Origin of the sequence: Cupriavidus sp. H18C1 (assembly GCF_049311595.1) — a bacterium.
Taxonomy (GTDB): Bacteria; Pseudomonadota; Gammaproteobacteria; order Burkholderiales; family Burkholderiaceae; genus Cupriavidus; species Cupriavidus cauae.
In genome coordinates, this window is the sequence record NZ_CP186008.1 from 1,303,314 (window position 1) to 1,323,051 (window position 19,738).

The 19,738-nt window shown below is 70.1% G+C and carries 14 protein-coding genes, 4 pseudogenes and 1 riboswitch; of the genes and pseudogenes, 9 read left to right on the forward strand and 9 right to left on the reverse strand.

Features of this window, described 5'->3' with window-relative positions; all coding sequences use genetic code 11:
• Positions 1 to 40: 40 nt before the first annotated feature.
• Positions 41 to 1,501 carry a cobyric acid synthase gene (locus tag OJJOAM_RS06175; RefSeq protein WP_422649515.1) on the reverse strand — a complete coding sequence of 487 codons (1,461 nt, stop codon included), beginning with the start codon at positions 1,499 to 1,501 and terminating at the stop codon, positions 41 to 43.
• Between the two features lie 273 nt (positions 1,502 to 1,774).
• Here OJJOAM_RS06175 and cobU point away from each other — a divergent pair, with 273 nt between their 5' ends.
• The 4 genes from cobU (at position 1,775) to OJJOAM_RS06195 (ending at position 5,758) form a co-directional block, all read left to right on the forward strand.
• Positions 1,775 to 2,497 (forward strand): bifunctional adenosylcobinamide kinase/adenosylcobinamide-phosphate guanylyltransferase, encoded by a 723-nt coding sequence (gene cobU, locus OJJOAM_RS06180; protein ID WP_422649224.1) that lies wholly within the window; start codon positions 1,775 to 1,777, stop codon positions 2,495 to 2,497.
• Positions 2,491 to 3,483 (forward strand): adenosylcobinamide-phosphate synthase CbiB, encoded by a 993-nt coding sequence (gene cbiB, locus OJJOAM_RS06185; protein WP_422649225.1) that lies wholly within the window; start codon positions 2,491 to 2,493, stop codon positions 3,481 to 3,483. The genes cobU and cbiB overlap by 7 nt, the downstream gene beginning before the upstream one ends.
• Before the next feature lie 161 nt (positions 3,484 to 3,644).
• Positions 3,645 to 4,889 (forward strand): threonine-phosphate decarboxylase CobD, encoded by a 1,245-nt coding sequence (cobD, locus tag OJJOAM_RS06190; protein WP_422649226.1) that lies wholly within the window; start codon positions 3,645 to 3,647, stop codon positions 4,887 to 4,889.
• 65 nt (positions 4,890 to 4,954) lie between these two features.
• The gene (locus OJJOAM_RS06195) at positions 4,955 to 5,758 is read left to right on the forward strand and encodes a cobalamin-binding protein (RefSeq protein WP_422649227.1); all 804 of its coding nucleotides are present in this window, start codon (positions 4,955 to 4,957) and stop codon (positions 5,756 to 5,758) included.
• Positions 5,759 to 5,921: 163 nt separating this feature from the next.
• On the opposite strand, the gene OJJOAM_RS06200 is transcribed toward OJJOAM_RS06195, so the two are convergent.
• The 7 genes and pseudogenes from OJJOAM_RS06200 to OJJOAM_RS06230 form a co-directional block, all read right to left on the reverse strand.
• Positions 5,922 to 6,587 (reverse strand): histidine phosphatase family protein, encoded by a 666-nt coding sequence (locus OJJOAM_RS06200; protein WP_422649228.1) that lies wholly within the window; start codon positions 6,585 to 6,587, stop codon positions 5,922 to 5,924.
• Positions 6,572 to 7,424 (reverse strand): annotated as a pseudogene (locus tag OJJOAM_RS06205) (adenosylcobinamide-GDP ribazoletransferase). Before OJJOAM_RS06205 ends, OJJOAM_RS06200 begins: the two are co-directional and overlap by 16 nt.
• A gap of 170 nt (positions 7,425 to 7,594) precedes the next feature.
• Positions 7,595 to 8,734 (reverse strand): nicotinate-nucleotide--dimethylbenzimidazole phosphoribosyltransferase, encoded by a 1,140-nt coding sequence (gene cobT / locus OJJOAM_RS06210; RefSeq protein WP_422649229.1) that lies wholly within the window; start codon positions 8,732 to 8,734, stop codon positions 7,595 to 7,597.
• Between the two features lie 3 nt (positions 8,735 to 8,737).
• Positions 8,738 to 9,307: a cob(I)yrinic acid a,c-diamide adenosyltransferase gene (gene cobO, locus OJJOAM_RS06215; RefSeq protein ID WP_422649516.1), complete on the reverse strand. Its 570-nt coding sequence runs from the start codon at positions 9,305 to 9,307 to the stop codon at positions 8,738 to 8,740.
• A 181-nt stretch (positions 9,308 to 9,488) separates the two neighbouring features.
• A complete protein-coding gene (locus tag OJJOAM_RS06220) occupies positions 9,489 to 10,313 on the reverse strand; it encodes an ABC transporter ATP-binding protein (RefSeq protein ID WP_422649230.1) in 825 nt (274 codons plus the stop codon).
• Between the two features lie 10 nt (positions 10,314 to 10,323).
• Complete coding sequence (locus OJJOAM_RS06225; RefSeq protein ID WP_422649231.1) at positions 10,324 to 11,367, reverse strand: FecCD family ABC transporter permease; 1,044 nt, start codon at positions 11,365 to 11,367, stop codon at positions 10,324 to 10,326.
• 69 nt (positions 11,368 to 11,436) lie between these two features.
• On the reverse strand, positions 11,437 to 13,443 hold the full coding sequence (locus tag OJJOAM_RS06230; protein WP_422649232.1) for a TonB-dependent receptor domain-containing protein: 2,007 nt from the start codon (positions 13,441 to 13,443) through the stop codon (positions 11,437 to 11,439).
• Between the two features lie 81 nt (positions 13,444 to 13,524).
• Positions 13,525 to 13,794: riboswitch (cobalamin riboswitch) on the reverse strand.
• 225 nt (positions 13,795 to 14,019) lie between these two features.
• Here OJJOAM_RS06230 and OJJOAM_RS06235 point away from each other — a divergent pair.
• From OJJOAM_RS06235 to OJJOAM_RS06255, 5 genes and pseudogenes are all read left to right on the forward strand, one after another.
• Positions 14,020 to 14,356: pseudogene (locus OJJOAM_RS06235) on the forward strand (hypothetical protein).
• Positions 14,353 to 14,745 (forward strand): cell division protein ZapA, encoded by a 393-nt coding sequence (locus OJJOAM_RS06240; RefSeq protein WP_422649233.1) that lies wholly within the window; start codon positions 14,353 to 14,355, stop codon positions 14,743 to 14,745. Before OJJOAM_RS06235 ends, OJJOAM_RS06240 begins: the two are co-directional and overlap by 4 nt.
• Positions 14,746 to 15,758: 1,013 nt before the next feature.
• Positions 15,759 to 16,205: an EVE domain-containing protein gene (locus OJJOAM_RS06245; RefSeq protein ID WP_422649234.1), complete on the forward strand. Its 447-nt coding sequence runs from the start codon at positions 15,759 to 15,761 to the stop codon at positions 16,203 to 16,205.
• A gap of 80 nt (positions 16,206 to 16,285) precedes the next feature.
• Positions 16,286 to 17,099 (forward strand): annotated as a pseudogene (locus OJJOAM_RS06250) (sulfite exporter TauE/SafE family protein).
• 164 nt (positions 17,100 to 17,263) lie between these two features.
• Positions 17,264 to 17,971 (forward strand): SIMPL domain-containing protein, encoded by a 708-nt coding sequence (locus OJJOAM_RS06255; protein WP_149317699.1) that lies wholly within the window; start codon positions 17,264 to 17,266, stop codon positions 17,969 to 17,971.
• Positions 17,972 to 18,146: 175 nt separating this feature from the next.
• On the opposite strand, the pseudogene OJJOAM_RS06260 reads toward OJJOAM_RS06255, so the two are convergent.
• Positions 18,147 to 19,700: pseudogene (locus OJJOAM_RS06260) on the reverse strand (malonate--CoA ligase).
• Positions 19,701 to 19,738: the final 38 nt, after the last annotated feature.

Genomic DNA, 19,738 nt, shown 5'->3' on the forward strand with positions numbered 1-19,738 from the left:
AGCCGACAAGTGTAGCAGGCCGGTCAGTCGGCGGCCGGCCTCAACCTGCGGCCGCCCGCAGCGGCGCGAGCAGGGTCCGCAGGTCCAGATGCGCGGCCATCGTATCGGCCAGGCGTTCGAGCGACGCCTCGCGCAGCGCCGCCAGGTCGACCCCGTCGGCGCCGTCCAGGCCGGCCCAGCGCAGCAGCGCGGCGCAGCCCGCCGGATCGTCGAACAGCCCATGCAGGTAGGTGGCCAGCACCTGGCCATCGTCGGACAGCGCACCGTCGACGCGGCCGTCGTCGAGGCGCAGCGCGGGCCGCGCCAGCGCCGGGCCCTCGGTGACGCCCAGATGGATCTCGTAGCCGGCAACGCTGGCGTTCGCCTCCGGCAGGGCCAGCGTGCCGCGCGCCTGGCGCAGCTGCTTGTCGGCCGCCAGCACCGTGGCGAAATCGAGCAGGCCCAGGCCGTCGCTGCCGCCCGGCGCGCCCTCCCGTCCGTCCGGGTCCTCGACGCGGCGCCCCAGCATCTGCATGCCGCCGCAGATGCCGACGACCTTGCCGCCATAGCGCAGATGCCGCAGCAGCGCGCGGTCCCAGCCCTGCTCGCGCAGGAACGCCAGATCGGCGCGCACGCTCTTGCTGCCCGGCAGCACGATCAGGTCCGCCGGCGGAATCGGCATGCCCGGACCGATCCAGCGCAGGTCCACGCGCGGATGGGCGCGCAGCGCGTCGAAATCGGTATGGTTGGAAATGCGGGGCAGCACCGGCACCACCACGCGCAGGCGCGGCGCGCCCTCGTCCTTGGCCGACTGCGTCGCGGCCACCGCGTCCTCGGCATCCAGATGCAGGCCGTGCAGATAGGGCAGCACGCCGAGCACGGGCTTGCCGGTGCGCGCACGCAGCCAGTCCAGTCCCGGTTCGAGCAGCCCGATATCGCCGCGGAAGCGATTGATGATGAAGCCCTTGACGCGCGCGCGCTCGCTGGCCGACAGGCAGTCCAGCGTGCCGACCAGATGCGCGAACACGCCGCCGCGGTCGATATCGGCGACCAGCACCACCGGACAATCGACCGCCTCAGCAAAGCCCATGTTGGCGATGTCGCGCTCGCGCAGATTGACCTCGGCCGGGCTGCCGGCGCCTTCGACCAGCACCACGTCGTAGCGCTCGCGCAGGCGCCGGTGCGAGGCCAGCACGGCCTGCATCGCGACCGGCTTGTACTCGTGATAGGCGCGGGCATCGAGGTCCAGCCGGGCGCGGCCATGGATGATGATCTGCGCACCGGTGTCGCTGCTCGGCTTGAGCAGCACCGGGTTCATGTCGGTGTGCGGCGCCAGCCCGGCCGCCTGGGCCTGCAGCGCCTGCGCGCGGCCGATCTCGCCGCCGTCGTCGGTGACGGCGCTGTTCAGCGCCATGTTCTGCGGCTTGAACGGGGCGACCCGTACCCCGGCTCGCGCCAGCAGCCGGCACAGGCCCGCCACCACGGTGCTCTTGCCGGCGTCGGAGGTCGTGCCCTGGATCATCAGCGTGCCGCGCAGCGCGGCGTAGGGGGACGGGGACGGCCGGCGTGTGGTCGGCGGCGTCGGCTGCGTCGCCCGGATCGGGGGGGGATCGGCGGGATCGGGATAGGCTTGCATCGCGGCGATTATCGCATCGGCCCATGCGGCCATCCTGCGCCTGTCCCCGCGCCGACCGCCGCACCGATCCCCACTCCCGTTCCGCCGCATCGATCCCTCGCACCGAGCCCCGCGCCGATCCGCCCTGGCGGCACGCGATGCGCCCGCTACAATACCCGGATGGAACCCAAGGCCCCTCCTCACGCCGCTGGCACCGGCCCCGCCGACACGCCGTCCGACGTCGCACTGCCCACCGGCGAAGCGGCCATCGCGGTGGCGACCCAGGCCGCCGTCGGCCTGCCCAGGCCCGGCCCGCGCGAGCTGACGCTGGTGCTGGGCGGCGCGCGTTCCGGCAAGAGCCACTTCGCCGAGCAACTGGCGACCGATCACGCCCTGGCCACCGGCGGTCCCGTGACCTATATCGCCACCGCGCGCGAGGACCCGGACGACACCGACGAGGAGATGCAGCTGCGCATCGCGCTGCATCGCGCGCGGCGCCCCGCCGACTGGAACCTGGTCGAGGAGCCGCTGCATCTGGCCGACGCGCTGTACGCGCATGCCCGCCGCGAGGGCTGCATCCTGGTCGACTGCATGACGGTCTGGCTCAACAACCTGATCTTTCTCGACAAGCGTTCCTATCCCGAGCACGGCGTCATCACGCCGCCGCCGGCCTTCACCGAGGAGATGGACGCGCTGCTGGCCGCGCTGCCGACCCTGCCCGGCCACGTGATCCTGGTTTCCAACGAGATCGGCTTCGGCGTGGTGCCGATGGGCGCAATCACCCGCTTCTACGTCGACGAGCTCGGCCGGCTGAACCAGAAGCTGGCCGCCGCCGCGGACCGCGTGCGCCTGCTGGTCGCCGGCCTGCCGGTCGCGATCAAGGGACCGGACCCGGCATGGTGAGTTCGCTGTGGCCCGCGGCGCCGCTGGCGCCGGGCGCCGCCATTGCGCTGACGGCCCTCGTTGGGGCGGGACTCGACCGCTGGCTCGGCGAGCCGCGCCGCTGGCATCCGCTGGTCGGCTTCGGCCGGCTCGCCAATGCCGCCGAGCGCGCGCTGAACCGGCCAGGACCTCGCTGGCGCCAACGTGGCATCGGGCTGATGGCCTGGTCCGTGCTGGTGCTCGGACCCGCCGCGCTCGCGGCGCTGCTGATCGCGGCCGCCACCGAACTTGCCGGTGCCGGGCTGGGCTGGCTGCTGCATGCGCTGGGCCTGTATGCCACGCTGGGCGCGCGCAGCCTGTGCCAGCATATTGCGCCGATCGCCAGCGCACTGGCCGACGGGAACCTGCCGCAAGCACGCCAGCTGACCGCGCGCATCGTCTCGCGCGACACCGCCGATGCCGATGCGCCCGCACTGGCCCGCGCGGCCTGCGAATCGGCGCTCGAGAACGGCAACGACGCGATCTTCGGCGCGCTGTTCTGGTTCCTGATCGGCGGCGCCCCGGCGGCGATCGCCTATCGGCTCGCCAATACGCTCGATGCGATGTGGGGCTACCGGACCGAGCGCCTGCTGCATTTTGGCTGGGCCGCGGCCCGCCTCGACGATCTGCTGAATCTGATTCCCGCGCGGCTGACCGCGCTGTCCTACGCGCTGCTCGGCTCGACCGCGCGCGCGCTGCGCTGCTGGCGCGTGCAGGCGCCGGCGTGGTCCAGCCCGAACGCCGGGCCGGTAATGGCCGCCGGCGCCGGTGCTCTCGGTGTCGCGCTCGGTGGCCCGGCCCGCTACCACGGCCAGTGGGAAGCGCGTCCGCCGCTGGGCGAAGGCCAGCCGCCGGGCGCCGCCGACGTCATGGCCAGCCTGCGGCTGGTGCGGCGAACGCTGTGGCTTTGGCTGGCCCTGGCCGTCGCGTACGGCATCGTCGCCCAGTGTTTGGCGCTGTCGCGATGAACCATCCGCATCCTTTGCCCCCTCCGATCCGCCACGGCGGCAATCTGCTGGCGCTGACGCTCGCCTGCGGCATCGTCGCCCAACGGCTGGCGCTGTCGCGATGAACCACCCGCATTCCCTGCCCCCCTCCGATCCGCCACGGCGGCAATCTGCTGGCCGCGGTGCGCCGCTACGGCCGCGACCCGGCCGACTGGCTCGACCTGTCGACCGGCATCAATCCCGACGGCTATCCGGTGCCGCCGTTGCCGGCGGACTGCTGGCAGCGGCTGCCGCAGGACGACGATGGCCTCGCGGAGATCGCCGCCCGCGCCTACGGCTCGCCGCATGCCTTGCCGGTGGCCGGCTCGCAGGCCGCGATCCGCACGCTGCCCGCGCTGCTGCCGCCGGGCCGCGTCGGCATCGCCGCGCTCGGCTACAGCGAGTACGCGCCGGCATTTGCCGCCGCCGGCCATCGCGTGGTGCCGCTGGACGAGGTTGACTTCTCGGATCCGGCCCTTGCCGATGGCCTCGACCATCTGGTGGTCGTCAATCCGAACAATCCGACCGGGCGCATCGTGCCGCGCGAGCGCCTGCTGGGCTGGCATGCCGCGCTGGCCCCGCGCGGCGGCACGCTGCTGGTCGACGAGGCCTTCGCCGATGCGTGGGTTACCGATGAAGGCGGTGGCTCGCTGGCGGCGGACAGCGACCGTGCCGGCCTGATCGTGCTGCGCTCGCTGGGCAAGTTCTATGGGCTCGCCGGGGTGCGCTGCGGCTTCGTGCTGGCGCAACCGGCGCTGCTGCAGGCGCTGGCCGAGCGTCTTGGGCATTGGACCGTGTCCGGCCCGGCACGCGCGGTGGCACGGCTGGCGCTGCGCGATACCGATTGGCAGGCCGCCACGCGGGCGCGTCTGCGCGTGGCCAGCGCGCGGCTGGATGCGCTGTTGCGGCGGCATGGCCTGGCGCCGGTCACGTTGCCGCTGTTCGCCTGGGTGCCGCATGCCGATGCCGAGCGCATGCATCAGGCGCTGGCGCATGCTGGCGTCTGGACCCGGCTGTTCGATGCACCGGTGGCGTCCTTGGCTTCGCGGGAGGCCGCCGGCGGTCGTCCCGGGGATTTCGCTGGCGGTCGCCCCGGGGATTCATCCGGCGATTCCACGGCCGAGTCCCCCCAGCGGTACCACCGGCAATACCGCCAGGCTCCCGAGCCTGCGCCTCGGCCTGCCGCCCGATCGCGAGGCCTGCTGGCAGCGGCTGGCCGATGCCCTCGCCACCAATCTTCCGCTCTGACATGTCCCTGTTGCCGTTCCTGTCCCGCCGACGTCGGCCGCACGCCGCCACGCGTTCCGCCGCGCCTTCAGCCACGCGTTTTGCCACGCGTTCTGCCGCCCACGGTCTTGCCGCCATCGCATGCCTTGCCACGGCGTTAGCGGCCGCCCTGCCCATCGATGCGCGCGCCGCGGTCTCCGTCGTCGACGATGCCGGCCAGACCATCATGCTGGCGCAGCCGGCGCGCCGCATCGTGTCGCTGGCCCCGCATGTCACGGAGATGCTGTTCGCGGCGGGGGGCGGCGACCGCATCGTCGGCACCGTCAACTACAGCGACTACCCGCCCGAGGCGCGCGCGATCGCGCGGGTCGGCGACAACAAGGCGCTCGATCTGGAACGCATCGCCGCGCTCAAACCCGACCTGATCGTGGTCTGGCGACATGGCAACGCGCAGAAGCAGACCGAACGGCTGCGCGCGCTGGGCCTGCCGCTGTTCCACAGCGAGCCGCGGCGCTTGATGGCGGTGCCCGACAACATCGAGAAGCTGGGCGTGCTGCTCGGCACCGGCCCGACCGCGCACGCCGCGGCCGAACGCCTGCGCGCGCGCATCGCCGCGCTGGGCAAGGCCCACGCCGCGCGTCCGCCGGTGTCGGTGTTCTATCAGGTCTGGCAGCAGCCGCTGATGACGCTGAACGGCCAGCACATGGTCAGCGACATGCTGGCGCTGTGCGGCGGCCGCAATGTGTTTGCCGACGAGACGCCGCTGGTGCCGACGATTTCGGTGGAAGCGGTACTCGCGCGCAATCCCGAGGCGATGATCACGGCCAGCATGGGCGCGACGCAGTCGGACCGGCCGCTGGCGGATTTCGCGCAATGGCAGCGCTGGCAGCAGCTGACCGCGGTGGCGCGGGGCAATCTCTTCACGATCGACGGCGACCTGATCAATCGCGCGGGACCGCGCGCCATCGATGCGGCGGAGATCCTGTGCCGCCAGCTGGAGGTGGCGCGAAGCCGGCGGCCCGCGCAGTAGCGCGGCGCCGGGGCGGCCGCCGCCCGGCCCGCTCTGCGTCCCCCGCTGCGTCGGTCTCTGCGGTCTACCTGTGCGTCGGCTTGCGACGGCTATGCGCGGTTATGCGTCGACCTTTGCGTCGGCTTTGTGCGTCGGCTTTGTGCGTAGGGCTGTGCATCGTCCCTCAGCCGACCGTACGGTTCCACCACAACAGGCGCGCCGGCCGCACCGCGCCCGGATCGAGCCGGAAGCCGCAGCTGGCGCCCCAGCCCAGTTGCCAGTCGAGCGTGTCGGACAGCGGCAGGCCCAGCCAATGCGCGGCGAGCATCCGCATCGGGCCGGCGTGGCCGACCACCCACAGGCATGATTCGGGCTCGGGCTCGGACACGGACGCGAGCACGGAAGGAGACGCTTGCAGCGAATCCGCCCATCCGGCCACACGGGCGTAGGCACTGCGCGCCGATTCGCCACCATGCGGGCAGGCATCCATCAGGTCTGCCGCCCACTGATCGAGCCCCTCCCGCGGCACCGCGTCCCAGCGCTGCCCTTCCCACGCGCCGAAGTCGAGTTCGTGCAGCCGCGCCTCGCTGCTGATCGCCGGCGCCGTTCCACCGGCTCGCGACAGATATGCCTGCGCGATGCGCTGCGCGGTGACCCGGGCGCGCTGCGCGGGGCTGCAGACGATCCGCGCCGGCGGTGGCACGCCGTTGGCCGAAGCCGCCGCCGATGCGGCGTTCACGATCGCATCGGCCGGCGGCGACATCGGCTCGGCCAGCGACAGGTCCAGCCGGCCATAGCAGACCCCATCGTCGACCGCGGGATGCGCGTGCCGGATCAGGACCAGATCCATGCCGCCGCCAGCAGATAGATCAGCAGCTCGCCAAGCTGCTGCGCCATGCCGAGACAGTCGCCGGTATAGCCGCCGATGCGGCGCACGAAATAGCGCCCAAGAACCAGCCGCAGCAGCGCCAGCGCGGCGATGGCGGCGACGCCGAAGCCCGGCGCGACGGCCAGCAGCGGCAGCGCGCCGCAGGCGAGCACCAGCGCCAGGCCGCGCGGCGACAGCCGCTGCGCGACCGGCTTGGCCTTGCCCTCGGGACGCACGTAGTCGAGCGTCGCCAGATAGCTGACCGCCATCGCGCGGCTGGCGGCATGCGCGGCCACCAGCACCAGCAGCAGTTCGCGCAGCCCGCCGCGCTGGCCGAGCGCCAGCAGCAGTTGCCATTTCAGCAGCAGGGCCAGCACCAGCGCGAGCGCGCCGAAGGCCCCGATGCGCGAGTCGTGCATGATGCGCAGCACGTCTTCACGCCGGTAGCCGCCGCCGAAGGCATCGACGCAGTCGGCCAGGCCGTCCTCGTGGAAGGCCCCGGTCAGCAGCAGCGTGGCGCCGATGCCGATCAGCACCGCGACCGCGGGCGGCCACAGCAGCCACGCGGCCAGCGTCACCAGCGCGCCAATGGCGCCGACCATCAGGCCGACCAGCGGGAAATAGCGGGCGGCGGCATGCAGGTAGTGCGGGGGCGAAGCCGACCCAGGCCGGCACCGGCACGCGGGTGAAATAGCCGACCGCGGTCAGCAGGTAGCGCAGCTCGTCGCAGGCGCGGTGCAGCAGGGGATGGGCCGGCCGCTGCAGTGGCGCTTCGGGGCGCGCTTCGGCTCCTGCTTCGATTCGCGTTTCGGTCTGCATTTCGGTCGGCGCGTCGGTTCCCGCTCCGGCCGGCCGCTCGACTTGGGGGTCGGTTGGCGGATCGATCTGCGGTCCGATGGGCCGCTCGTCTTGCCGATGCTGCAGCGGCGCGGACGTGGGCTCGGTGGGCATCGTCGTCATGGGCGGATGGCGAATGGGTTGGCGCGAGTCTATCGCGGCGACGTACCGTCGCTCCCGCCTGCGGTCGCGCTGGCCGTGCTGACACCGGCCGCGCCGAAGGTCGCCATCTCGCGCAGGAAGGCCACCGCGGATACGACCAGCGGATACGCCAGCGCGGCGCCGCTGCCCTCGCCCAGCCGCAGGTCCAGCGCCAGCAGCGGCCGCGCGCCGAAATGCTCGAGCAGCGCGCGATGGCCCTGCTCGTGCGAGCAGTGCGAGAACACGCAGTACGGCAGCACCTTGGGATCGAGGCGGCTGGCGACCAGCAGCGCCGCCGAGGCGATAAAGCCGTCGACGAGGATCACCATGCGCTGCGATGCCGCGGCAAGGAAGGCACCCGCCATCATCGCGATCTCGAAGCCGCCCAGCGCGGCCAGCGCATCGAGCGGCTCCACCGCGTCGGCATGCCGCGCCAGCGCGCGCTCGAGCAGCGCCAGCTTGCGCGCGAGTCCCGCATCGTCCAGACCGGTACCGCGCCCGACGCAGGCGGCGATCTGCAGGCCGGCCAGCCGGCTGACCAGGCAAGCGGCGGCGGAGGTATTGCCAATGCCCATCTCGCCGAAGCCGATCACATTGGTGCCTTGCGCGGCATGGTGCATCACCCGCGCGATGCCGGCCGCCAGCGCGGCCTCGGCCTGCTCGCGCCGCATCGCCGCTTCGTCGACGAAGTTGCGCGTGCCCGCATCGATGCGGCAGTCCACCAAACCCGGCGCCGCGCCCGGCGGCACGCGCACGCCGGCATCGACCACCTCGAGCGCCATGCCGTGCTGGCGCGCGAACACATTGATCGCCGCGCCGCCGCCGGCGAAATTGCGGACCATCTGCACGGTGACGTCGGCCGGATAGGCGCTGACGCCGGCATCGGCGATGCCATGGTCGGCGGCAAACACGATCATTGCCGGGCGCCGCAGTTCGGGACGCGCGCTGCGCTGGATCAGCCCGATCTGCAGGGCCAGCGACTCTAGCCGGCCGAGCGCGCCGAGCGGCTTGGTCTTGTCGTCGATGGCGGCCTGCAGCGCCGGACGCAGGGCCTCGTCCAGCGGGGCGATCGTGGGCAGTACGAAGTGCGACGCGGTGTTCGACACGGCGTTGGATACGGCGTTGGATACGGTGTTCGATACGGAGGTCATGGCTTACATCTCGATGCCGCGCTGGGCCTTGATGCCCTGCTGGAACGCATGCTTGACCGGCGTCATCTCGGTGACGGTATCGGCCGCCTCGATCAGCGCGGCCGGCGCGCCGCGGCCGGTGATCACCACATGCTGCATGGGCGGACGCGCGCGCAAATCGGCGATCACGGCATCGACGTCCAGATAGTGCAGCTTCAGCGCGATATTCAGTTCGTCGAGCAGCACCAGCCCGATCGACGGGTCGCGCAGCAGCGCGCGCGCGACCTCCCACGCGGCCTCGGCCTTGGCCACGTCGCGCGCGCGGTCCTGCGTTTCCCAGGTATAGCCCTCGCCCATCACGTGGAAGCGGCACTGCTCGGGAAAACGCCGCAGGAACATTTCCTCGCCACTGGGAAACGCGCCCTTGATGAACTGCACCACGCCGGCCTGCATGCCGTGGCCCAGCGCGCGGATCACCATGCCGAAGCCGGAGCTCGACTTGCCCTTGCCGTTGCCGGTGGTAATCACGATCACGCCCCGTTCGTCCTGCGCGGCGGCGATCTTCGCGTCGACCACCGCCTTCTTGCGGACCATGCGGGCCTTGTGGCGTTCGTCGCGGCCTTCGGTTTCGTTGCCGACTTCGATGTCGCCGTGGTCCGTGTTGTCGTGGTTGCCGGCGTTGTCGTTGTTGTCGTTGTTGTCGTGGTTGTCGGCGTTGGCGTTGTTGTCGTGGTGGCTTGTCATGGCGGTAGGCGGCAATCAGCGCGGCCGTGCCTCAGGCCGGACCATTGGCGATCAACGCCGTATGCGCGCCCTGCGCGACGGCGACGATCGGTGTGCGCAGCGCGCGCGAGCAGTGGGCGGGCGTCAGGATCTCGTCGGCCGGGCCGTGCAGGCAGCTGCCGTCCTCGGCCATCAGCAGCGCGTGCGTGGCATAGCGGCGCGCCAGGTTCAGGTCGTGCACGATCAGCATCGCGGCATGGCGGCCGCCGCGCGCCAGGCGCGCGAGCGTGTCCAGCACCAGGATCTGATGGCGCAGGTCCAGATGCGCCAGCGGTTCGTCGAGCAGCAGCAGCGGCGCCTGCTGCGCCAGCACCGCGGCCAGCGACACGCGCTGGCGCTCGCCGCCGGACAGCGTCAGCACATCGCGGCCGGCCAGGCCTGCCAGGTCGAGCGCTTCCAGAAGGGCCGCCACCACCGCGTCGTCGTCGCGGCCGCTCCAGCCCCATCCCGACAGATGCGGATGGCGGCCGACGGCGACCGCGTCGTGCACGGTCATCGAAAAGGTGTCGTGAATGGCCTGCGGCAGGTAGGCGCGCTGCCGGGCCAGGACCTCGGGCCGATGGCGCGCCAGCGTGGCGAGCGGCTCGCCGTCGAGACGCACCTCGCCGCGCTCGGCAAGGCGCAGCCCGGCGAGCACCGCCATCAGCGTCGATTTGCCGACGCCGTTGGGGCCGAGCACGCACCACAGCTCGCCCGGGCGCATGGTGAAGTCGAGCGCGTCGAACAGCGTCTTGCCGCCCGCGCGCAAGCCCAGGCCGTGCAGCGACAGCTGCGGGCAAGGCAGGGTGGGGATGGTCCAGTCGGCGGCGGTCGTCATTGCGGATCCTTCATCGCGGCCGGCGCAGCAGCAGGAACAGAAAGGTCGGCACGCCAAGCAGCGCCGTGATGACGCCCACCGGCAGTTGCGCCGGGGCAATCGCGGTCCGCGCGATCAGGTCCGCCGCCATCAGCAGCGTGCCGCCCAGCAGCGCAGCGGCCGGCAGCAGCAGGCGCTGGTCGTTGCCCCAGGCAAGCCGCACCAGATGCGGCACCACCAGACCGACGAAGCCGATCGAACCGGCCGTGGTGATGGCCGCCGCGATCGCCAGCGATGCCACCAGGTAGGCCGACAGGCGTACCCGGCCGACGCGCACGCCCAGCGACTGGGCCACGGTCTCGCCGAGCAGCATCACGTTCAGCGCGCGCGCCATCGGCAGCATCAGCAGCAGCGCCGCCACCAGCGTGCCGAGCGCGAGCCCGTAGCTGGCGGTGCCGCCGAGATCGCCGGTCAGCCAGAACAGCATGCCGCGCAGCCGGCCCTCGGGCGCGATGCTCAGGATCAGCGTGATGACCGCCCCCCAGCCCGCGGCCAGGATCACGCCGGTCAGCAGCAGCCGCGAGCCGGCCTCATGATGGCCGCCCTGGACCTGGGGATGCAGCAGATCGCGCCGCGCCAGCGTGGCCACCAGCACCATCGACACCAGCGCGCCGCCGGCGGCGCCGGCCTGCACGGCCCACAGCGGGCTCAGCGCCAGCATCGCCAGCAACGCGCCGGTGGCCGCGCCGCCCGACACGCCAAGCACATAGGGCTCGGCCAGCGGATTGCGCAGCAGCACCTGCATCAGTGCGCCGGATAGCGCCAGCAGACCGCCGCAGGCGAACGCGGCTGCGGCGCGCGGCAGCCGCAGCTCGCGCACGATGGCCACGGCGGTCTGGCTGGCCCCGTCGGAATCGCCCGATGCATCGGTCAGCCCGAACAGCGCGTGCCAGACCTCGGTCAGTGACAGGCCGACGCTGCCGACCGCCAGCGACAGCAGGAACACCGCCACGGCAGCACCGGCCAGCAGCGCGCACACGGCCAGCGCGCGCCGCATCTCAGCGGCGCCGCGCATCGGTCTGCCTGCCGCCGTACCGGCCGACGCCGCGGTTCGCATCATGGTCCCCGGTTCCGCCGATGCCGCTTAGCGCTGGCGCCAGCCGAGCGTGATGAAGCCCGCCCGGCCCTGCGTGTTGTAGGGATAGGCCAGCTGGTAGTCCTTGTCGAACAGATTCTCGACGCGGGCGGCGATGAACCATTGCTTATCGATGTTGTAGCGCGCGTTGAGGTTGACGATACCGTATCCGCCCAGCGTACGCGAGCCGCTGTCCCGGCGCGACGACGACACGATCCACTGTCCGCCGAAGCGCCAGTTGCCGATATCGCGGCCCAGGTCCAGCGCCGCATGCCGGCGCGCGCGGCGCATCAGCTGCGTGCCGGTCTGCTCGTCGACCGGATTCTGCATCGTGACGCTGGCGGTCACGTCGGTGCCGAGCAGGCGCGCGCGCCACGAGGCCTCGACGCCTTCGACCTTGGCGCTGCTGACGTTCTGCGCGAGGAACAGGCCGTTGGGCTGCAGCGCCGACGTGATCAGGTTGTCGTATTGCGTGCGGAACGCCGTCACGCGCAGCAGGCCCGCGCCCTTGCTGTCGTACTGCGCGCCGATCTCGACCGAGCGCGCGCGCTCGGGCTGCAGGTTCGGCTGGCCATAGTTCGGGTAATACAGCTCGTTGAAGGTCGGCGCACGGAAGGCGTTGCTGGCATTGGCGAGCAGCTTGAACTGCTCGGTCACATAGTAGCCGTAGCCGGCGAAATAGCTGCCCTTGTCGCCGAAGTCCGAATAGTGGTCGTTGCGCAGGTTCAGCTGCAGCTGGTGCTTGCCGATGCGTCCGTCGTAGCCGCCGAACACCGACACCACGTTGCGGCTCGGCGCGGCGTACGAGTTCGAGTCGAACTGCTGCTGCAGGTATTCGGTGCCGAACATCAGCTGATGGCCTTTGGCCAGCGCGTATTCGTTCTGCCAGGTGAACTGGCGCGTGCGGGTCTTGAAGCGGCTGTCGAACACGCCGTTCAGCGTGTTGTCGCTGTCGTCCTCGCTCTGCGCAACCTTGAAGCGCGTGGTCCAGTCCGGTGCCAGCTTGCCGTTGACGAAGGCCGACAGCGTATAGAGCTCGCTGTCGCTGCGCCAGTCGTCGGTGGGCCGCCCGAAGGTGCTGTCGTACGACAGCTTGCTCTTGCTGTAGTAGGCCGCGACGCCCGCCTCCCAGTCCGCGGTGAAGCGATGCTTGATCTGGCCCGATACGCTCTTGTTCTCGTACGGGTTGTCGTTCGGATTGGCGCGCGGCTGCAGGCGCGTGTTCACCGCGGAGAAGCCGTCGGTCTTGAAGATCGAGCCGGTCAGGTTGAACGAGGTGTCGCCGACCTGGCCGCCATAGCCCACCGTCGCGCGGCGCGTATTGTCGCTGCCGTATTCGACCTGGGCGTTGGCCGCCGGCGGCTTGCCGGCGCCGCTCTTGGTGAAGATCTGCACCACGCCGCCGATCGCGTCGGAGCCGTACAGCGCCGAGACGTTGCCGCGCACCACCTCGATCCGGTCGATCTCGTCCGGCAGGATATTGGCCAGCTGCGCGGTGCCGCTGCTGGCCGAGGCGATGCGCACGCCGTCGATCAGGATCAGCGTCTGGTTCGAATTGGCGCCGCGCATGAACAGCGTCGTGTTGGCGCCCATGCCCCCGGTGGCGGCCAGTTCCAGGCCGGCCTGCGTGCGCAGCAGCGAACGCAGGTCGGGCGCCTGGCTGTTCGCGATCTCCTGCTGCGTGATCACGGTGGTATGGGGCAGCGCCTCGTCCAGCGGCTGCGCGGTGCGCGTGGCGCTGACGACGACCGGCGCCAGCGTGGTGTCCGCCGACGGCGCGGGCTGCTGCGCCAGCGCGGGCCATGCGCACAGCGTGGTGGCGGACAGCAGCGCGGCCTGCGCGGGCGAACCGGCGGCGCGGGCAATATCGCCGGCAAGATTGCGGGCGATATCGGCGGCAGGATTGCGGGCAATATCCCCGACAAGACGGCGGACGATGGCATGGGCGCGGACGCGCGCGGTCGGGCGCGGGGCTGGCAGTGCCAGGCGACGCGACCTCGAAGACGTTGAAAGCATGGTGCTCGAGCGGAAGTGATAGCCTGGCCCGTTCCCCCCGCGGACCGTCTGGCGGTGAGGCTGCGCGAGCGCGATGGCGACCGGCATGCCCGCATCCAGGCCGGTATCCGGGCTGGCGATCGGCACCGCCCGCCTTCCCGGACCTTCGGTCCAGTGGCATGTAGGGCGGTGAGGCGAAGCCGGCGGGCGTGGAGCCGATCGTGCCGATCGGCTCGGGGCGCGGCGGCGATCGCAATCGCTTACCGTTGCGGGGGCAGCACAGGTTGGCCCGGCATCGCGCGGCGGCGTGGCGGACTCCCCTGTTTCCCGTTTAACTGCAATCCGATGGGGACCGGATCGCGAGCACCTGAAAACGCGCGTGAGTGTAGGCAGTTTGGCGGTCCCCGTCAAATTGGCGGCGCCCTCGGCCCATTGCGCTGCAGCGTGCCCCCTGGGTTGCGCTCATTGAGGCGATTGGCCGACGATCGATGCAACTTCGAGGGGAATGCACGGTCACAATCGCTTCCCGCAGTGATGACGCGGACCATGCATCGGCTAGAATCCCGTTACCTGACACCCTGAGAACACGACAGGCCCATGCTGACCGAACTCGAACAACTGGCCGCCAAGATCGGCCGCGTGCTGCACCACGCGGATACGCTGGCGGCAGAAAACCAGCGGCTGCGCGAGGAGATCGAACGCCTTGCAGGCGGAGGCCGCGCAGCTGCGCAGCGATCGCGAAGCGATGGCTGCCGATCGCGAACTGCTGAACATCAAGATCGAGGAAGCGCAATTGCGCATCCAGTCGATCCTGGACAAGCTGCCCACGGCCACCGATGCGCGCCAGCTGGATCTGCTCGAGGAAGGGGAGCTTCCCGGCGAGCGCATCCAGGGAGAACCGCGCGGCGCCCAGCCTTCCGGAGAACACGCATGAGCGGCAACAAGCAAGTCGAAGTCCATATCGCGGGGCAGCCCTACCGCTTCGCGATCGCCCCCGAGAACGAGGCCGCGCTGCTCGAAGCGGTGGCCCTGGTCGACGACCAGATGACGCGGATCAAGTCCGGCGCCTCGACCAAGGGAGTCGAACGGGTCGCGGTGATGGCCGCGATCAGCATCGCCTCGGATCTGCTCGCGCTCAAGCGCAAGCAGCAGGAGGACGGTGCGATTCCGGTGGACGCGGTACGCGCCCGCATCCGCGAGCTGAACGAGCGCGCCGACGAGGCGCTGCGCCAGTACGCGCATGTCGGCACCAGCATGGGCGGCGGCAGCGCCGGCCATGGCAATACCGGCCATAACCATACCGTTTCGCCGGCGCAATCCTGACCCCTTGAATTGCCCGCAGGGGCCCACATATGGGCCCTTGTGCAAGGGTCTTCACCATAGCGATATAGGGCAAATGAACGGTAAATGAAGGGCATGTGAAGACCGTGCCGCGGCTGCCACGCAAAATGTAACGACAAGCCAAGACGCGCTTGGTATGCGAGAAAGCCCGGTGTATAGTGGAGCCACTGCACGGGGGTACCAAGGTGCAGAAACATGGTCGGGTTATCGCGCCCGGCCGCCGTTCTCCTCCCATCCTAGTTAGAAACGGCAAACGTCTGACCTCCCCCGGACTTCGATGTCCGGGCCCAATTGGATAGTCAGACGTTTGACAGTTTCCCTGCCTGGTTCGCGAAGGTCATAAACTCCTTGAACCGATATGCATTGCATGGTGCGGGATGATGCCGTGTGGGCGAGCGCGTCACAGTGTTCATAGCGTAGGTCTCGAACCTGGGCTCCCTGAATAGGTGATGTACCCGAAATGCGGCTTCCGCAGCCACACTGAACCTCACTTGGGTTCAGGATGCCGACCCAACGGCCGAGGCGGGGACCCTACAGCAAGGCGATGGTCTTTGGACCATCGCCTCTTTTTTTGCCCGCGTTTCTGCCCGCGGTTTTGCCAGCGTTTTGCCCGCGTTTTTGCCCGCATTTGTGCCCGCGCAGTGGCCGAGCGCGATTGCCGGCGCTGCCGCCTGCCCTGTTGCGCGCGTTTTTGCCTACGATGCCAATGCGGGCGACGAAGGCGCTTTCACGGTATGCTTGCCGCGTCGCGCCGCCGCTGCAAGGCCCTTGCCGCGTCCCCGCGATGCCGTTCCGACCATCCACGACGTGCGAGCATGAGTCCCTCCGACAAGAAGGCGGCCACCCAGTCCGCCGCAAAATCGGCTGCGAAACCGGCTGCGAAATCGGCTGCAAAGTCGGCTGCAAAGCCGCCTGCTGAATCGGCCCCAAGGTCCGCAACGAAGGCCGCCGACAAACCGGCCGCGGGCGCATCCCGCGCGCGCCAGTACTGGCTGATGAAATCCGAGCCCGACGAGGCGAGCATCGATACGCTGGCCGAGCAGGGGCGGCTGCCCTGGACCGGCGTGCGCAACTACCAGGCGCGCAATTTCATGCGCGACGCGATGCGTATCGGCGACGGCGTGCTGTTCTACCACTCGTCGTGCCCGCAGCCCGGCATCGCGGGGCTGGCCGAGGTCTGCTCGACGCCCTACCCCGATCCCACCCAGTTCGATCCCCACAGCAAGTACCACGACCCCGCCTCCAGGCCGGAGCATCCCCGCTGGGAGCTGGTCGACGTCAAGTTCGTCGACAAGTGCGAGCTGATCTCGCTGGCGCAATTGCGCGAGCATGAAGAGCTGGCCGACATGACCGTGCTGCGCCGGGGCAACCGGCTGTCGATCACGCCGGTCACGCCGCAGCAGTGGCAGTTCATCACCACGCGGCTGATGGGACGCCGCTGAACCGCGTGCGATGCGCGCGGGCGGTACACGCACCGCCCGCGAGATAACCATAACGAAAAACATCACGAAGCGATCCACGCATGACTCTCTCCCTGATTCCCGCGCTGTTGCTGCTCGGCGCGTTCACCGGCTTCTGCGCCGGACTGCTCGGCGTAGGCGGCGGCATGATGATGGTGCCGTTCCTGACACTGACCTTCAGCTGGCTGGCCTTTCCCGAAGAAGCGATCGTCCATATGGCGATCGCCACCTCGATGTCCACCATCCTGTTCACCTCGCTGTCGTCGGTGCGGGCCCACCACAAGCAGGGCGCGGTGCGCTGGAAGATCGTGCTGGCGCTGGCGCCCGGCATCCTGCTGGGCGGCATGATCGGCGGCGGCAAGGTGTTCGCCGCGCTGAAGACCGGCTGGCTGTCGCTGCTGTTCGCGCTGTTCGTCGGCTTCTCGGCCTCGCAGATGCTGCGCAATCGCAAGCCGTCGCCAAGCCGGCAGCTGCCCGGCTTCCCCGGCATGTTCGGCGCGGGTTCGGCGATCGGCTTCCCTGTCGAGCCTGGTCGGTGCCGGCGGCGGCTTCGTCTCGGTGCCGTTCATGACCTGGTGCAACGTGCCGATCCACCACGCGGTCGCCACGTCGGCCGCGCTGGGCTTTCCGATCGCCGCGGCCAGCGTGATCGGCTATGTCTGGAGCGGCTACCAGATGACCGGCCTGCCGACCGGTTCGCTCGGCTATGTCTATCTGCCCGCGCTGGCCGTGATCGCGATCGCCAGCGTGCTGACCGCGCCGCTGGGCGCGCGCACCGCGCACCGGATGGAGGTGCGCAAGCTCAAGCGCATCTTCGCCGGCATGCTGTTCTGCCTGGCCACCTACATGCTGTGGAAGGCCTGGCAGGCGTTCTGAGCGAGCCGGCGAGGGCGCGATGTCCGCTCGGTCGCGAGTCGCGTCCAGCCCGCGTCGGCCCCCATTGGCCCGGTAATACGCCGATACAAGCGCCCGGCGACGCAGGGGGAACCCGGCGCTGCCAGTGACCGTCTGATCACCATCACATTGTCATGGAGAACTCGATGAAGCAATTGCTCGCCGCTACCCTGCTCGGTACCACCGCACTGGCCGCCTCCGCACAGGGCGGACCGACGCCGCCCGAAGGATGGCAGCCGCCCGCGGGCGTGCTGTCGCTGTCGGCCGAGGCCGCGGCGGAAGTGCCGACCGACGTGGTACGCGTGACGCTGGCCGCGGAGCAGGAAGGCGCCGAGCCGGCCGCGATCTCGTCGGCGCTGTCGGCCAAGGCCCAGCAGGTGATCGCGCGCGCCAAGCGCGAGTCCGGCATCCAGGCCGAATCGGGCGGCTTCACGATCTATCCGAGCACCGACCGCAACGGCCGCATCAGCACCTGGCGCGGGCGCGCCGAAGTCATCCTGCAGTCGCGCGACTTCAGCGCGGCCTCGAAGCTCGCCGGCGAGCTGGCCAGCCAGATGCAGGTGCAGAACATCAGCTTCTCGCTGTCGCGCGAGGCCCGCCTTGCGGCCGAGAGCAAGCTGACCGAGCAGGCGGTCGCCGCGTTCCGCGACAAGGCGCAGACCACAACGAAGCTGTTCGGCTACGGCAGCTACACGATCCGCAGCGTGCAGGTCGGCGAGGCCGGCACCGTGACGCCGATGCCGCGCATGTACGCCAAGGCCGCGATGGCCGCGGAGGCGGCACCGGTGCCGATGGAGGGCGGCAAGGCCCAGGTCACCGTGACGGTGAACGGCTCGGTGCAGATGCTCAAGTAAGGCGCGGCAGGCCTGGCCTGCCCGATGCGTACGCCCTCTCCTCCCCACGGGGAGAGGGTCGGAAAAAGGGGGGCGGTTTCGAGCGGCGCGCATCATCGGCGCTGCTCGAAACCGCCCCCTTCGCCAAGCCCCCCTCCGCGAGCGCAGAGGGCGCAATCCCGGCGGGAACCCCGCCCTACCCGCTGAACCGCTCCCGCAGCAGGTTCTTCTGCACCTTGCCCATCGTATTGCGCGGCAATTCGCTGACCAGGTGAATCCGCTTGGGCACCTTGAAGTTGGCGATGCGGTGCTTCAGCGTGCCGATCATCGCCTGCTCGTTCAGCTCGGCGCCCGGCTTGCCCACCACCACGGCCACCACGGCCTCGCCGAAATCCGGATGCGGCACGCCGATCACCGCGCTCTCCTGCACCCCCCGGCATCTCGTCGAGGAAGCTCTCGATCTCCTTCGGATAGACGTTGTAGCCGCCGGAGATGATCAGGTCCTTGCTGCGGCCGACGATGGTCAGGTAGTCGTCCGGCACCTTGCGCTCCCCCGGACATGCCGACGATGGCGCCGCCGAAGCGTCCCATGTCGCCGGTCTTGAACCAGCCGTCCGCCGTGAATTCCTCGCGGGTCTTCTCCGGCATGCGCCAGTAGCCCTTGAACACATTGGGACCCTTGACCTCGACCGCGCCGATTTCGCCGGCCGAGCAAGGCTTGCCCTCGCCATCGACCACGCGCACCGACACGCCCGGCAGCGGACGGCCCACGGTGCCGCCGATGCGTTCGCCCTCGCCGGCGTCATAGGGATTCGACACCAGCATCACCGTCTCGCTCATGCCATAGCGCTCGAGGATCGTATGGCCGGTGCGCTCGCGGAACGCATCGAAGGTCTCCAGCAGCAGCGGCGCCGAGCCCGACACGAACAGGCGCATGCGGCGGCAGGTGTCCTCGTCGAAGCGCTGGTCCTGCAGCATCCGCACATAGTAGGTCGGCACGCCCATCATCACGGTCGAGCGCGGCAGGAAGCGCAGCACCTGTTCCATGTCGAACTTCGGCGCCCAGATCATCTTGGCGCCGGCCAGCAGCGCGCCATGCGAGGCGACGAACAACCCGTGCACATGGAAGATCGGCAGCATGTGCAGCAGCACGTCGTCGCTGCGCCAGCCCCAGGCCTTGTGCAGCGTCTCCGCGTTCGACGACAGGTTGCGATGGGTCAGCATCGCGCCCTTGCTGCGGCCCGTGGTACCCGAGGTGTAGAGGATCGCCGCCAGGTCGTCCGGCTCGCGCTGCACCGTGTCGAAGCGGTCCGGCTGCGCCGCGGCGCGCGCCAGCAGCGTGCCGCCGCGATCGTCGTCGAGCGTAAAACACATGGCCGGTGCCGTGGCGGAACGCCAGCTTCGACACCCAGCCGAAATTGGCGCTGCTGCAGACCACCACGGCCGGCTCGGCATTGCCGATGAAGTAGTCGATCTCCGCTTCCTGATACGCGGTGTTCAGCGGCAGATAGACATAGCCGGCGCGCAGCGTGGCGAGGTACAGGAACAGCGCCTCGGGCGACTTCTCGACCTGCACCGCGACGCGCGCGCCTTCCGGCAGGTCGAGCGAGGCGAGCAGATTGGCCAGCTTGGCGGTGGCGCGATCGAGATCGTCCCAGCTGTAGTACAGGCCGTCGTGCGTCTCGATGCAACAGGCCTCGCGCTTGGCGGGGAAGCGGGATTCGAACAGGGCGAACAGATTGGCGTTCATGCGATCAGCGGATAAAAGCTTGGAGGGATAAGAAGAAA